Here is a 14912-nt window from a genome sequence, read left to right as displayed (position 1 = left end):
CCCCCCCCCGCGCCCCCCCGCGCGCGGCCCCGCCCCCCCCCCCCCCCCCCGCCCACTCCGCTCAGGACTCCGTGACGCGGGCGACGCCGCGGCGGCCGGAGGTCCACAGCAGCAGATCCATGGGGTCGCCCTCGAGCGTGGGCCCGCCCTTCCCGACCCGCTTCTCCGTCCCCGGCACGTCGGCCCGCCGCAGCGTCACGCCGCCGCGCACCCGGCGGGCGAACAGCGTCGCGGTGCGCCACAGCAGGTCCCGGTCGGCGCGGGAGAGCTCGCGTGGCTCCCACCCCGGCTGTGCCCGCCGCACGTCCTCGTGGTGGATGGCGTACTCCCCGGTGTTGACCAGGTTGCCGAACCCGGGCAGTCCCATCGGCGTCCAGGGCGGCGCCCCGGCCCGGACCCGCGCCACCACCTCCGGGTACGGCGTCGACGAGCGCATCCGCTCCTCCAGCCGCGCCGAGTGGGCGTGCAGGCGCCGGCCGATCGGCAGCGACTCCAGCGCGTATCCCGGGCCGGCGTCGGGCCGCCGGTCGCGGACGGCGAGGTGCGCGGCCAGGTGCCCGGTCGTCCACCCCGCGCAGCAGGTGGGCGCGTCGGGGCCGAGGGCGTCGAGCAGGTCGGCGAGGGCGGCGCGTTCGCGGACGGCGAGCGGCGACCCGGACAACGGGGACACGGAAGAGGACGTCACCGCCGGAGGTTCACACAGAGCGCACCGATCGGGAAACCGCGGGCCCGCCCCGCGGCGATCGATTAGCGTGCCTAAGGAGACGCGCGAGCGTCGCAGCTGAGCACCCGAGGAGAGCCGTTGTCCCGCCGCCGAGACGCCGTGGTCCGGCGCGGACTCCGCCACATCGGGCTCGCCGTCCGGGAGCAGCCGGGGATGTTCACCCTGGCGGTCACCGCGAGCAGCCTGTACGGCGCGATGACCGTGGCCAGCGCCTACGTCATCGGCGAGATCGCCGACCGGGTCGTGCTGCCGGCCTTCGACGAGGGCTCGACCACCGCCGCGGCGCTGACCCTGGCCGCGGTCGCGATCCTCGGCGTCGCCCTGCTCAAGATCGTCGGCATCCTCGGCCGGCGGCTGTTCGCCGGGATCATGGGCTACCGGCTGCAGGCCGACTACCGCCGGCGGGTCACCGGCCAGTACCTGCGCCTGCCGCTGTCCTGGCACCAGCGGCACCCCACCGGCCAGCTGCTGTCCAACGCCAACTCCGACGTCGAGGCGGCCTGGTTCTTCGTCTCGCCGCTGCCCTTCGCCGTCGGCGCCATCGTGATGATCGCGATCACCGTCGGAGCGCTGCTGGTCACCGACCCGCTGCTGGCGCTGATCGGGCTGATCGTGTTCCCCGCGGTGTTCCTGGTCAACGTCGTCTACTCGCAGGTCATGAGCCCGCGCATGCAGCGAGCCCAGCAGCTGCGCGCCGAGGTCAGCGAGATCGCGCACGAGAGCTTCGACGCCGCGCTGGTCGTGAAGACCCTCGGCCGGGAGGACGTCGAGACCGGGCGGTTCGCCGACAAGGCCGGCGAGCTGCGCGACGGGCTGGTCGCCGTCGGCCGGGTGCGCGGGCTGTTCGACCCGCTCATGGAGGCGCTGCCCAACCTCGGCACGCTCGCCGTCCTGCTGGTCGGCGCCGGCCGGGTCGCCGACGGCGTGACCGACGCCGGCGAGCTGGTCTCCATCGCCTACCTGTTCACCCTGCTGGCCCTGCCGATCCGGGCCATCGGCTGGGTGCTGGCCGACCTGCCCCGCGCCCTGGCCGGCTTCGACCGGGTCACCCCGGTGCTCGCCGCCAGCGGGGAGACCCCCTTCGGCGACCGGCCGGCCGCGGCCGGCGACGGCGGCGCCGCGCTCGCCCTGGACGGCGTCGGCTACGCCTTCGACGACGCCGCCCGCCCCACCCTCACCGACATCACCTTCGACGTGCCGGCCGGCGCCACGGTCGCCGTCGTCGGCCCCACCGGGTCGGGCAAGTCGACGCTGGCCGGCCTGCTCGTCCGGCTGGTCGACCCCGCCGACGGCACGGTCCTGCTCGACGGCGTGGACCTGCGCCGGCTGCGCGAGGGGGAGCTGAGCGGCCAGGCCGCGTTCGTCGCTCAGGGCACCTTCCTGTTCGACGACACCGTCCGCGGCAACGTCACCCTGGGCGGCGAGTTCTCCGACGAAGAGGTGCGCGCCGCGCTGCGCACCGCCGCGGCCGACGACTTCGTCGACCGGCTGCCCGAGGGCGTGGACACCCGCGTCGGCGAGCGCGGCGCCAGCCTCTCGGGCGGGCAGCGGCAGCGGATCGCCCTGGCCCGCGCGGTCGTCCGCCGGCCCCGCCTGCTGGTGATGGACGACGCCACCAGCGCCGTGGACCCGGCGGTGGAGGCCCGCATCCTCGACGCCCTGCGCGACACCGACCCGCCGGCGACCGTGGTCGTCGTCGCCTACCGGCAGGCGACGATCGCCCTGGCCGACGAGGTGGTGTGGCTGGAGGGCGGCCGGGTGGTCGCCCGCGGCAGCCACGAGCAGCTGCTCGCCGAGGTGCCCGGCTACGCCGCGCTGGTGCGCGCCTACCAGCAGCAGGACGACGAGGTGGCCGCGTGAGCGGGCAGGGGCGTGAGCATCGCGGCGAGGGACGAGCTCGGAGCGGTGCGCCCCGCGGGAGCGAACGGGGTACCCGATGACCACCGCCGAGATCGCCGACCGGTCCGAGGGCGCGCTGCGCACCCTGCGCCGCGGCCTGCGGATGATGCCGGAGTTCCGCCGCGGCCTGCCGGCCACCTTCGCCCTCGCCCTCGTCGCCACCGCCGGGCGGGTGGTCGTGCCCATCGCCGTCCAGCAGGTCATCGACCGCGGCCTGGCCGGCCCCGGCGGGCCGGACCTGGGCCTGGTGCGGGACCTCGTCGCGATCTGCGCGGCCGTCGTCCTGGTCACCGGGTTCGCGGTGTACCGGATGAACGTCCGGCTGTTCCGCACCACCGAGACGGCCCTGGCCGGGCTGCGCACGCGGGCCTTCCGGCACGTGCACGACCTGTCGGTGCTGCACCAGCAGGGCCAGCGGCGCGGCTCGCTGGTCTCCCGCGTCACCAGCGACGTCGACCAGCTGTCGACGTTCATGCAGTGGGGCGGCGTGCTGGGCGTGGTCAGCCTCGGCCAGCTGCTGGTGGCGACCGTGGTCATGTTCGTCTACTCGTGGCAGCTGACCCTGCTGGTGCTGGCCTGCTTCGTGCCGCTGGCCTACGCCGTGCGCTTCTTCGCCCGCCGGCTCGCCGTCGTCTACGGCGTCGTCCGCGAGCGGGTGGGCGACGTGCTCGCCGCCGTCTCCGAGTCCGTGGTCGGCGCCTCCACGGTGCGCGCCTACGGCGTGCGGGCACGGACCGCCGCCCGCATCGACGCGGCCATCGCCCGGCACTACCGGGCCCAGGTCGAGGCGCAGAAGACGACGGCGGCGGTGTTCGTCAGCGGGGAGTTCGTCGCCTCGGTCGCCAACGCGGCGGTCGTCGTGGTCGGGGTGCTGCTGGGCCTGGCCGGCGACATCAGCGCGGGGACCCTCATCGCCTTCCTCTTCCTCGTCTCGCTGTTCGTCGCGCCGGTGCAGACCGCCAGCGAGGTGCTCAACGAGGCGCAGAACGCCGTCGCCGGCTTCCGGCGGGTGCTCGACGTGCTCGACACCGAGCCCGACGTGCGCGACCCCGCCCGGGGCGTCTCGGCGCACGAGCTGCCCGACGGCCCGCTGGGGGTCCGCTTCGAGCAGGTCGCCTTCCGCTACGCCCCCGGCGCCCGGCCGGCGCTGACCGGCGTCGACCTGGAGATCGCGCCCCGCCGGCGGGTCGCGATCGTGGGCGAGACCGGCTCGGGCAAGACCACCTTCGCCAAGCTCGTCACCCGCCTGATGGACCCGTCCGAGGGGCGGCTGCTGCTCGGCTCGGCGGCGGGCGGCTGGGTGCCGCTGGACGAGGTGGCCTTCGCCTCGCTGCGCCGGCGGGTGGTGATGGTCCCGCAGGACGGCTACCTGTTCGACGCGAGCATCGCCGACAACGTCCGCTACGGCCGGCCCGGGCTGTCCGACGCCGAGGTGGTCGCCGCCTTCGCCGAGCTGGGGCTGGGCGACTGGCTGGCCGGCCTCGCCGCCGGGGCCGCCACCCCGGTCGGCCAGCGCGGCGAGTCGCTGTCGGCGGGGGAGCGGCAGCTGGTCGCCGTCGCCCGCGCCTACGTCGCCGACCCCGACCTGCTGGTGCTCGACGAGGCCACCAGCGCCGTCGACCCGGCGACCGAGCGGCGGCTCACCGCGGCGCTGGACCGGCTGACCAGCGGCCGGACGACGCTGACCATCGCCCACCGGCTCTCCACCGCCGAGCGCGCCGACGAGGTGCTGGTCGTCGACGCCGGCCGGGTGGTGCAGCGGGGCAGCCACGACGAGCTGGTGGACGCCGCGGGCCCCTACGCCCGGCTGCACGCCTCCTGGCGCCGGTCGTCCAGCGGTCAGGCCGAGCGGGTCGGCTGAGAACCGGCCCCGAGCCGCCCCGGCCGGGCTAGCCTGCGGCTGTGTCGTCCAGCAGCGCCGCCGCCGACCGTCCGTCCGACCGGGCCCGCTCGCTGCTGCCCGGCTCCGGCGACCGCATGCCGTGGACCGCGCTGACCGCGGGCATCTGCGGCATCGTCGCCGTCGTCCCGCTGCTGCTCATGGCGCTGCTGCTGTTCGCCCTCGGCGGGCTGAGCTCCGACAGCGCCCGCGAGCCGTGGGTGTGGCTGGTGCTGCTGGCCCCGGTCGTCCAGTTCGTCGCCACCCTGTGGCTGTTCACCCGGCACGGCTGGGTGCCGATGCTGCTCGCGGTCGTGCCCGCGGCCCTGTTCACCGGCGCGATCTACTGGACGGCGAACGAGAACGGGGACCCCGTCGGCGTCGGGCCGCTGCTCATCGTGCTCTTCCCGCTGCTGGCCGCCGGGTTCGCCGTCGCCCGGCCGACCAGGCTGTGGCTGGCCGGCCGGCCGGGGCGGGCACCCAGGAAGCCCTGAGCCGGCTCCCCGGACCCTGCCGGCCGGCCGCCCCACGCTGCCGCGCGTGCCACCCGCCCCCCGCCGGTCCCCGCGCGCCGCGCCGGCCGCCTCCGGGAGCGCGCCGCGCCACCCCCTGGCCCGCGCGGCCCGGCCGGCGGCCCGCGAGCGGCCGCAGACGGTGCCCTTCGCCGTCGTCTTCGCCGGCCTGGTCGCCGCCGAGGAGCTGTACCTGGGCCGGCTGCTGTGGGAGCCCGAGCCCGGCTGGCACTGGTACGTGCTCGCCGCCCTGGCGCTGGCCGCCTGGTCGGTGCTCGGCGCGGTCCTCGTCTGGCGGGGCCGGCCGCGGGCCTGGCTGGTGCTGGCCGCGGCCGGCACCCTGCCGCTGCTGCTCCTGCTCGGCCTCGCACTGCTGTTCGGCGCGCTGGGCGACGGCGAGGCGGTCTGGTGGGCGCTGCTCCTGCTCGCCGGCCCGCTCGGCTGCCTGGTGCTGACGGCGGGCCGGCCGGTCCGCGAGTGGACCGCCCCGCGGCCGGCGGCGCCCGGCCCGTCGCGCGACCGGCGGCGGGCCGCCGCCCGCTAGCGTCTGCCCCCGTGACAGACACAGACGTCGTCGTGGTGGGCGCCGGCCTGGCCGGGCTGGTGGCGACCGCCGAGCTCGCCGACGCCGGCAAGCGGGTCGTCCTGCTGGACCAGGAGCCCGAGGCCTCCCTCGGCGGCCAGGCGTGGTGGTCCTTCGGCGGGCTGTTCCTCGTCGACTCCCCGGAGCAGCGGCGGCTGCGCGTGCGCGACTCGCTCGAGCTGGCCCGGCAGGACTGGTTCGGCACCGCCGCGTTCGACCGCGACGAGGACCACTGGCCGCGCCGGTGGGCCGAGGCCTACCTGCAGTTCGCGGCGGGGGAGAAGCGCTCCTGGCTGCGCTCGCAGGGGATCGGCTTCTTCCCGGTCGTCGGCTGGGCCGAGCGTGGCGGCTACACCGCCACCGGCCACGGCAACTCGGTGCCCCGCTTCCACATCGTGTGGGGCACCGGCCCGGGCATCGTCGAGCCGTTCGCCCGCCGGGTGCGCGCGGCCGTCGACCGCGGCCTGGTCCAGCTCCGGTTCCGGCACCGGGTGTCCGAGCTGGTCGTCAGCGACGGCGCGGTGACCGGGGTGCGCGGCTCGGTGCTCGAGCCCAGCGACGTCGCCCGCGGCGAGGCCAGCTCCCGAGTCGAGGTTGAGCCGTTCGAGGTGAGCGCGCAGGCCGTCGTCGTCACCTCCGGCGGCATCGGCGGCAACCACGACCTGGTCCGCCGCAACTGGCCGGCGCGGCTCGGGCCGGCGCCGCGGCGGCTGCTCTCCGGCGTCCCGGCGCACGTCGACGGGCACATGCTCGAGGCCACCGAGGCCGCCGGCGCGCACCTGATCAACCGCGACCGCATGTGGCACTACACCGAGGGCATCGCCAACCACTCGCCGGTGTGGGCGCGGCACGGCATCCGGATCCTGCCGGGGCCCTCGTCGCTGTGGCTGGACGCCACGGGTCGGCGGCTGCCGGTGCCGCTGTTCCCGGGTTTCGACACCCTGGGCACGCTTGCCCACATCGGGCAGACCGGGCACGAGCACACCTGGTTCGTGAGCACGAAGAAGATCGTGGAGAAGGAGTTCGCGCTGTCGGGCTCCGAGCAGAACCCCGACCTCACCGGCCGGGACGTCAAGCTGCTGCTCAACCGGGTGAAGGCCGGGGTCTCCGGGCCGGTGCAGGCCTTCCTCGACCGCGGCGAGGACTTCGTGGTGGCGCGGACCCTGCCCGAGCTGGTCGCCGGCATGAACCGGATCACCGGCGGCGAGCCGGAGGTGCCGCTGGCCCGGGTCGAGGAGGAGGTCGTGGCCCGGGACCGGGAGATCGCCCACCCCTTCACCAAGGACCTGCAGGTCACCGCGATCCGCGGCGCCCGCGGCTACCTCGGCGACAAGCTGATCCGGGTGGCGCCCCCGCACCGGCTGCTCGACCCCGCGGCCGGCCCGCTGATCGCGGTGCGGCTCAACCTGCTGACCCGCAAGACGCTCGGCGGGTTGGAGACCGACCTGTCCGGCCGGGTGCTGCGCCCGGGCGGCGACCCGTTCCCCGGCCTGTACGCCGCCGGGGAGGTCGCCGGCTTCGGCGGCGGCGGGATGCACGGCTACCGCTCGCTGGAGGGCACCTTCCTGGGCGGCTGCCTGTTCTCCGGGCGGACGGCGGGACGCGCGCTGGCGGCGGCGCTGTGAGCGGCCCCGGAGGTGCGGCGTGACGGCGCCGCGCGACCCCTGGGCCGACCCGGACACCCCGACCGAGCAGGGCGCCCCCTACAGCGGCCCGCCGTCCTCCCCGGCCCACCCGGGCGCCGTGTACAGCCGGCCCGGCCCCGCCCAGCCCGGCTACGGGTACGGGTACGGGTACGGGTACGGACAGCCCGGCTACGGGCCGCCCGGGTACGGCTGGCCCGGCCACCCGCAGCCCGGCTACGGCCCGCCGGACGCCGGCTGGCCGGGATACGGCTGGCCGGCGCCGGTCCCGCGCGGACCCCGCCGCCCCGGCCAGGTGGTCACCGCGGCGGTGCTCGCCCTCGTGCAGGCCGGCCTGGTCGCCTTCGCCTCGGCCTACGTGCTGCTGTTCGCCTCGGTGCTCGGCCTGGACCTCGACGTCGACGGCACGGTCGACCCGCGCGCCGCGGACATCGCCGCCGAGGCGCGGGTGCTGGCCTGGGTGCAGTTCGCCTCCGTGGTGGCGCTGGTGGTCGCCGGCGTCCTCGCGCTCAACCGGCGCGACCGGGGCACCTGGCTGGGGCTGCTGGCCGCGCTCGGCGTGCAGGTCCTGCTCGCCCTCTACTGGGCGGTGCGGATCGTCGGCGTGCTCGAGGAGATCCCCGGACCCGACGACGGCGCGGTCGGGGTGCTGGTCTTCGGCGCGCTCGTCTTCGCCGCCGGGCCGGCCGTGGGCATCGGGTTGTCCCTGGCCCGGGCCGCGCGGGAGTGGTTCGGCGCCGGGCGGCCGGGCGGCGGCTGACCGGACGCCGGTGTCCCGCGGCGCAGGCCGACGGGGGAGGATCGCGGGCATGACCGCCGTCCCGCCCGCTCCCGCCCTCGACCCCGCCGTCGCCGCGCTCCTGCGCCGCGACCCCGCCGGTCTGGTGGCCGCCGTCGTGCAGCAGCACGACAGCGGCGAGGTGCTGATGGTCGCGTGGATGGACGACGAGGCGCTGCGCCGCACGCTCACCACCGGCCGGGCCACCTACTGGTCGCGCAGCCGGCGGGAGTACTGGGTGAAGGGCGAGACCTCCGGCCACCGCCAGTGGGTCCGCGACGTGCGGCTGGACTGCGACGGCGACGCACTGCTGGTGCTCGTCGACCAGGAGGGCCCGGCCTGCCACACCGGCGAGCGCAGCTGCTTCCACCGGGCGCTGCCGGCCACCGTGGGGGTGCCGGCGTGAGGCTGGGGGTGACCTCCCCGAGCCGGGAGGAGTTCGCCGCCTCGGCCGCGGCGGGCGGCGCCGGGGTGATGGTGCCGGTCGTGCGCAAGCTGCTGGCCGACGGGCTGACCGCCGTCGGGGTGTACCGGACGCTGGCCGGCAACCGGCCGGGCACCGTGCTGCTCGAGTCGGCCGAGCAGGGCCGGCAGTGGGCCCGCTACAGCTTCGTCGGGGTGCGCAGCGCCGGCGTGCTCACCGAGCGCGACGGCGCCAGCCAGTGGCTCGGCGACCCGCTGCCCGGGCTGACCGACGACCTGCCGGCCGACCCGCTGGCCGCCGTCCGCACCCTGGCCCGCCGGCTGCGCACCCCGCGCACCCCCGGCCTGCCGCCGCTGACCGGCGGCCTGGTCGGCTACCTCGGCTACGACGTCGTCCGGCGGCTGGAGCGGCTGCCCGTGCAGGCCACCGACGACCTCGGCATGCCCGAGGTCTCCCTGCTGCTGGTCACCGACCTGGCCGTCGTCGACCACACCGACGGCAGCGTCCTGCTCATCGCCAACGCGTTCCGCTCGGGCGACCCGGGCGCGGCGTGGGACGACGCGGTCGCCCGGATCGACGCCATGGCCGCCGCGCTGGCGAAGTCGGCGCCGGCCGGGCTGGCGGCGTTCACCCCCGGCGACCCGCCGCCGGTCACCAGCAACATGGCGCCCGGGGTCTACGAGGACGGCGTGGAGCGGGTGCGCGAGCACATCCGCGCCGGCGACGCCTTCCAGGTGGTGCTCGCCCAGCGCTTCGAGGTGGCCACCGAGGTCGACGCCCTGGACCTGTACCGGGTGCTGCGGGCGACCAACCCCTCGCCGTACATGTACCTGCTGCGCTTCGCCGGGCGGGAGACGCCGTTCGACGTCGTCGGCTCCTCCCCGGAGGCGCTGGTCACCGTCACCGGCCGCTCCGCGGTGGTGCACCCGCCGGCCGGCACGCGGCCGCGGGGCGCGACGCCGGAGGAGGACGCCCGCCTGGCCGAGGGGCTGCTGGCCGACCCGAAGGAGCGGGCCGAGCACGTGATGCTGGTGGACCTGGCCCGCAACGACCTGGGCCGGGTCTGCGTGCCGGGCACCGTCGAGGTGCCCGACTTCATGCGGATCGAGCACTACAGCCACGTGATGCACCTGGTGTCGACCGTCGCCGGCGAGGTGGCCCGCGAGTGGGACGCCCTCGACGTCTTCGACGCGACCTTCCCCGCCGGCACCGTCTCCGGGGCGCCCAAGCCGCGCGCGATGGAGATCATCGAGTCGCTGGAGCCGACCCGGCGGGCGCTGTACGCCGGCACGGTGGGCTACGTCGACGCCAGCGGGGACCTGGACATGGCGATCGCCATCCGGACGGCGGTGCTGCACCAGGGCCGCGCCTACGTGCAGGCCGGCGCCGGCATCGTCGCCGACAGCGACCCGGCGACCGAGGAGGCCGAGACCCGGCACAAGGCGCGGGCGGTGCTCTCGGCGATCGCGACGGCCGAGGGGATGCGGGAGCTGTCGTGAGCCGAGCGCCGCGCGGGAGCCGGCCGTGGGCACCGTGAGCGGGCAGCGGCGGCAGATGGCCGCCGCGGTCGCCGGCTGCGCGGTCGCCGGGGGGCTGGCGCTCTCGGCCGGCGGGCAGACGTGGGCCACCGCCACGGTGACCCGCCGGGCGCCGCTGCCGCCGGTGACCGAGTCGCTGAGCGGGAGCGAGCTGGCCGGGCTGGTGCCGGCCTGCGGGCTGCTGCTGCTCGCCGCGGCGGTCGCCGTGGTGGCCGTGCGCGGGCGGGGCCGGCAGGTCGTCGGCCTGCTCGCCGCCGTCGGCGGCGGCACGCTGCTGTGGTCCGGGCTGCGCGCGCTGCTCGACGAGCCGGGCCTGACCGACCTCTCCGACGGCGCCGCCGCCGGGGCGACCGCGATCGAGGTGAGCCGGTCGGCCGCCTGGCCCGTGGTGACGGTCGTCGCGGGGCTGCTCGCGGTCGCCGCCGCCGTCCTCGCCGTCCTGCGGGGCCCGGCCTGGGCCGGCCTGGGCCGGCGCCACGAGCGCGCCCCGGCCCCCGCGCGGGCGGCCGCCGGCACCCGCGAGGACCGGGCGCTGGACGCCTGGCGCGCGCTGGACCGGGGCGAGGACCCGACCGCCGGCGACGACGCCCCGGCGGCGGGCGGGGAGGACCTCCCGGGCCGCGACGACGGCCCGCCCGCGGGGGCGGCGGGGGACCGGCCGGGGCGCTGACCGGCGCGCGCCGGCCCCACCCCCGGCGGGAGCCGTCGGGGGTCGCCTCTAGAGTGGTCGGCGACGGAGCTGAGGAGCGGGTGTACCCCGCACCTGGGCGGACACACGTGATCTCCGTCGCCCGAACGCCGCCGTCGCCACGACGATCAGCACGGAGGAGGGGTCGTGAACGTCCTCGACGAGATCGTCGCCGGCGTCCGGGAGGACGTGGCCGCGCGCGAGGCGGCGACCCCCCTCGCGGAGGTCAAGGCGGCCGCCCGCGACGCCCGCCCGCCGCGGGACGCCCAGGCCGCCCTGCGCGCCCCGGGCGTCGGCGTGATCGCCGAGGTGAAGCGGGCCAGCCCGTCCAAGGGCGCGCTCGCCGACATCCCCGACCCGGCCGTGCTCGCCGCTTCCTACGCCGCCGGCGGCGCCCGGGTGATCAGCGTCCTCACCGAGCGGCGCCGCTTCGGGGGCAGCCACGCCGACCTGGCCGCCGTCCGGGCCGCGGTCGACGTGCCGGTGCTGTGCAAGGACTTCGTCGTCAGCAGCTACCAGGTGCACGAGGCGCGGGCCCACGGTGCCGACGTCGTCCTGCTGATCGTCGCCGCCCTCGAGCAGAACGTGCTGCTCGGCCTGCTCGAGCGGGTCGAGTCGCTCGGCATGACCGCGCTGGTCGAGGTGCACACCGAGGCCGAGGCGGACCGGGCGCTGGCCGCCGGGGCCTCGGTCATCGGGGTCAACGCCCGGGACCTCACGACCCTGCAGGTCGACCGCTCCACCTTCGAGCGGATCGCCCCCGGGCTGCCCTCGACCGTGGTCAAGGTGGCCGAGTCCGGCGTCCGCGGCCCGCACGACCTCATCTCCTACGCCGGGGCCGGCGCCGACGCCGTCCTGGTCGGCGAGGGCCTGGTGACCGCGGGCGACCCGCGCCAGGCCGTGGCCGACCTGGTCACCGCCGGCTCGCACCCGGCCACCCCGCGCGCGAGTCGCTGACCCACCCCCACCGACGCTCGCCGTCACCCCGCAGCGCTGCCGTCGGGTGCCACGGCGACGGCAGCGCTGCAGGCTGAGGGTCCGTGGCCGGGGCGCCCCGGTGGCGCTCCGGGCCGACCCCTGCACCGCATCCGCGGGCGGGCGCGCGACACTGGGGTCATGACCACCAGCGCCGTCTCCCCGCCGCACACGCGTCCCGTGCCGGCGGCTCCGGCCTGGCCGGACGCGACCGGTCACTTCGGCGTCTTCGGCGGCCGGTTCGTGCCCGAGGCGCTGATCGCCGCCCTCGACGAGCTGACCGAGGCCTACGAGGCCATGCGGGTCGACCCCGCCTTCGTCGAGGAGTTCGCCGCGCTGCAGCGCGACTACACCGGCCGGCCCAGCCCGATCACCGAGGTGCCGCGGTTCGCCGAGCACGCCGGCGGCGCCCGGGTGCTGCTCAAGCGCGAGGACCTCAACCACACCGGCTCGCACAAGATCAACAACGTGCTGGGCCAGGCGCTGCTGACCCGGCGGATCGGCAAGACCCGGGTCATCGCGGAGACCGGCGCCGGCCAGCACGGCGTGGCGACGGCGACGGCGGCGGCGCTCATGGGGCTGTCCTGCACCGTCTACATGGGCGAGGAGGACACCCGCCGCCAGGCGCTCAACGTGGCCCGCATGCGGCTGCTGGGCGCCGAGGTGATCCCGGTGACCACCGGCTCGCGCACGCTCAAGGACGCGATCAACGAGGCGTTCCGCGACTGGGTGACCAACGTGGAGACCACCAACTACGTGTTCGGCACCGTCGCCGGCCCGCACCCGTTCCCGGCGATGGTCCGCGACTTCCAGCGGGTCATCGGCGACGAGGCGCGCGCCCAGGTGCTCGAGCGGGAGGGGCGGCTGCCCGACGCCGTCCTCGCCTGCGTGGGCGGCGGGTCCAACGCGATCGGCGTCTTCACCGCGTTCGTGCCGGACGAGGGCGTGCGGCTCGTCGGCCTGGAGGCCGCCGGTGACGGCGTGGAGACCGGCCGGCACGCGGCGACGATCACCGGCGGCTCGCCGGGCGTGCTGCACGGCGCCCGCTCCTACCTGCTGCAGGACGAGAACGGCCAGACCATCGAGTCGCACTCGATCAGCGCCGGCCTGGACTACCCGGGCGTCGGCCCCGAGCACTCCTTCCTGCACGACATCGGCCGCGCGGAGTACCGCCCGGTCACCGACGCCGAGGCCATGGAGGCCTTCGCGCTGCTGTGCCGCACCGAGGGGATCATCCCGGCCATCGAGTCCGCGCACGCCCTGGCGGGCGCGCTGCGGCTGGGCCGCGAGCTGGGCCGCGACGCCCTCCTGCTGGTGAACCTCTCCGGCCGCGGCGACAAGGACGTCGAGACCGCGTCGCGCTGGTTCGGGCTCGGCGACCGCGAGGAGGTCGACCCCGGGCCCGGCCTGGACACCGACCAGCAGCCCACCGAGGGCGCGGTCAGCAACGACGAGGCCGTCGCCGGCCGGGACGCGGGGGAGCCGGCATGAGCGCCCTGCTGCAGCGGATCGGCGCGGCCCGCGCCGAGGGGCGGGCGGCGCTGGTCGCCTACCTGCCGGTCGGCTACCCCGACGTGGACGGCTCGATCGCCGCGATGGTGGCCGCGGTCGAGGGCGGCGCCGACGCCGGTGGAGCTGACATCGTGGAGATCGGCGTCCCCTACAGCGACCCGGGCATGGACGGCCCGGTCATCCAGCAAGCGGTGGAGCCCGCCGTCCGCGCCGGGGTCGGCATGCGCGACGTGCTGCGCGCGGTCGAGGCCGTGGCCGCGGCCGGCGCCGTGCCGGTCGTCATGAGCTACTGGAACCCGATCGAGCGCTACGGCGTGGACCGGTTCGCCGCCGACCTGGCCGCGGCCGGGGGAGCGGGCGCCATCACCCCGGACCTCATCCCCGACGAGGCCGGCGCGTGGCTGGCCGCCTCCGACGCCGCCGGGCTGGACCGGGTGTTCCTCGTCGCGCCGTCGTCCACCGACGCCCGGCTGCGCGCCACGGTGTCGGCCTGCCGCGGCTTCGTGTACGCCGCCTCGACCATGGGCGTGACCGGCACCCGGGCCACCGTCGGCGACGCCGCCGAGAAGCTCGTCGCGCGGACCCGCGCGGCCATCGCCGACACCGGCGTCGACCTGGCGGTCTGCGTCGGGCTGGGCGTCTCCAACGGCGAGCAGGCCGCCGAGGTGGCCGGCTTCGCCGACGGCGTCATCGTCGGCTCGGCCTACGTGCGCACCCTGCTGGACGGCGAGGGCCCCGACGGGGTGCGGCGGCTCTCGGCCGACCTGGCGCGCGGCGTCCGGCAGCCGGCGGGGGCCCCGGCATGACGGCCCTGGCGAGCATCCCGAGCCCCGCCGAGGGCGTCTGGGAGGTCGGCCCGGTGCCGATCCGGGCCTACGCGCTGTGCATCATCGCCGGGATCGTCCTGGCCTGCTGGATCGCCGAGAAGCGCTGGGTCGCCCGCGGCGGCCGGCCGGGCGAGGTCCTCGACATCGCCGTCTGGGCCGTGCCGTTCGGGATCATCGGCGGCCGGATCTACCACGTGATCACGACCCCGCAGCCCTACTTCGGGGAGGGCGGGGAGCCGCTGAAGGCCTTCGCCGTCTGGGAGGGCGGGCTCGGCATCTGGGGCGCGATCGCGCTCGGCGGGGTCGGCGCCTGGATCGCCTGCCGGCGGATGGGCATCCCGCTGCCGGCCTTCGCTGACGCCATCGCCCCCGGCCTGCTCGTGGCCCAGGCGGTCGGCCGGCTGGGCAACTGGTTCAACCAGGAGCTGTTCGGCGGCCCGACGGACCTGCCGTGGGGGCTGGAGATCGACCCGGCCAACCGCCCCGAGCAGTACCTGGACGCCGCCACCTTCCACCCGACGTTCCTGTACGAGCTGCTGTGGAACCTGGCCGCCGCCGCGGTCGTCGTGTGGGCCGACCGCCGGTTCCGGCTGGGCCACGGCCGCGCCTTCGCGCTGTACGTGCTGCTCTACTGCACCGGCCGGCTGTGGATCGAGGTGCTGCGCACCGACCCGGCCAACGAGGTCCTCGGCGTCCGGCTCAACGTCGTCACGTGCATCGTGGTCGGGCTGGCGGCGCTGGCCTACCTGGTCGCCCTCCGCGGCCGGCCGCGCGAGGTCCTGCACCGCGCCGGCGACGAGACCGACACCACGTCCGCGGAGGACGGCCCCGGCGGCGCCACCGTGCCCGTGACCAGCGCGGACGCGGAGGCCGCGGAGGGCCCGGGTGACGACGATCACCGGCCGCGCGACACGCCCTAGGAAGACGCGC

14 protein-coding genes are annotated in these 14912 nt (G+C 76.8%); 13 read left to right on the top strand and 1 reads right to left on the bottom strand.

Features of this window, described 5'->3' with window-relative positions:
• Positions 1-61: 61 nt before the first annotated feature.
• Complete coding sequence (locus tag ACI79F_RS23385) at positions 62-670, bottom strand: TIGR03085 family metal-binding protein (RefSeq protein WP_456547519.1); 609 nt, start codon at positions 668-670, stop codon at positions 62-64.
• Positions 671-802: 132 nt separating this feature from the next.
• Here ACI79F_RS23385 and ACI79F_RS23380 point away from each other — a divergent pair, with 132 nt between their 5' ends.
• The 13 genes from ACI79F_RS23380 (at position 803) to lgt (ending at position 14902) form a co-directional block, all read left to right on the top strand.
• Complete coding sequence (locus ACI79F_RS23380; protein WP_456547517.1) at positions 803-2584, top strand: ABC transporter ATP-binding protein; 1782 nt, start codon at positions 803-805, stop codon at positions 2582-2584.
• A 76-nt stretch (positions 2585-2660) separates the two neighbouring features.
• Complete coding sequence (locus tag ACI79F_RS23375; RefSeq protein ID WP_456547516.1) at positions 2661-4484, top strand: ABC transporter ATP-binding protein; 1824 nt, start codon at positions 2661-2663, stop codon at positions 4482-4484.
• Positions 4485-4525: 41 nt separating this feature from the next.
• Positions 4526-4996, top strand: a complete 471-nt coding sequence (locus ACI79F_RS23370; protein WP_456547515.1) for a hypothetical protein — start codon at positions 4526-4528, stop codon at positions 4994-4996.
• Positions 4997-5042: 46 nt separating this feature from the next.
• Positions 5043-5558: a hypothetical protein gene (locus ACI79F_RS23365; RefSeq protein WP_456547514.1), complete on the top strand. Its 516-nt coding sequence runs from the start codon at positions 5043-5045 to the stop codon at positions 5556-5558.
• Positions 5559-5569: 11 nt separating this feature from the next.
• The gene (locus ACI79F_RS23360) at positions 5570-7222 is read left to right on the top strand and encodes an FAD-binding dehydrogenase (RefSeq protein ID WP_456547513.1); all 1653 of its coding nucleotides are present in this window, start codon (positions 5570-5572) and stop codon (positions 7220-7222) included.
• A gap of 19 nt (positions 7223-7241) precedes the next feature.
• Positions 7242-8000 carry a hypothetical protein gene (locus ACI79F_RS23355; RefSeq protein ID WP_456547512.1) on the top strand — a complete coding sequence of 253 codons (759 nt, stop codon included), beginning with the start codon at positions 7242-7244 and terminating at the stop codon, positions 7998-8000.
• Between the two features lie 49 nt (positions 8001-8049).
• Positions 8050-8424: a phosphoribosyl-AMP cyclohydrolase gene (gene hisI / locus ACI79F_RS23350; RefSeq protein WP_456547511.1), complete on the top strand. Its 375-nt coding sequence runs from the start codon at positions 8050-8052 to the stop codon at positions 8422-8424.
• The gene (locus tag ACI79F_RS23345) at positions 8421-9941 is read left to right on the top strand and encodes an anthranilate synthase component I (RefSeq protein ID WP_456547510.1); all 1521 of its coding nucleotides are present in this window, start codon (positions 8421-8423) and stop codon (positions 9939-9941) included. The genes hisI and ACI79F_RS23345 overlap by 4 nt, the downstream gene beginning before the upstream one ends.
• Positions 9942-9966: 25 nt before the next feature.
• Entirely contained in the window at positions 9967-10650 is a 684-nt protein-coding gene (locus ACI79F_RS23340; RefSeq protein WP_456547509.1) for a Trp biosynthesis-associated membrane protein, read from the top strand.
• A gap of 165 nt (positions 10651-10815) precedes the next feature.
• Positions 10816-11625 (top strand): indole-3-glycerol phosphate synthase TrpC, encoded by an 810-nt coding sequence (trpC, locus tag ACI79F_RS23335; RefSeq protein WP_456547508.1) that lies wholly within the window; start codon positions 10816-10818, stop codon positions 11623-11625.
• A 159-nt stretch (positions 11626-11784) separates the two neighbouring features.
• Entirely contained in the window at positions 11785-13134 is a 1350-nt protein-coding gene (gene trpB / locus ACI79F_RS23330) for a tryptophan synthase subunit beta (RefSeq protein WP_456547507.1), read from the top strand.
• On the top strand, positions 13131-13961 hold the full coding sequence (trpA, locus tag ACI79F_RS23325) for a tryptophan synthase subunit alpha (protein WP_456547506.1): 831 nt from the start codon (positions 13131-13133) through the stop codon (positions 13959-13961). The genes trpB and trpA overlap by 4 nt, the downstream gene beginning before the upstream one ends.
• Entirely contained in the window at positions 13958-14902 is a 945-nt protein-coding gene (lgt, locus tag ACI79F_RS23320; protein ID WP_456547505.1) for a prolipoprotein diacylglyceryl transferase, read from the top strand. Before trpA ends, lgt begins: the two co-directional genes overlap by 4 nt.
• Positions 14903-14912 lie beyond the last annotated feature (10 nt).

The sequence above is a fragment of the Blastococcus sp. SYSU D00868 genome, from assembly GCF_054050575.1.
This window is presented reverse-complemented; position numbering and strand designations above follow the sequence as displayed.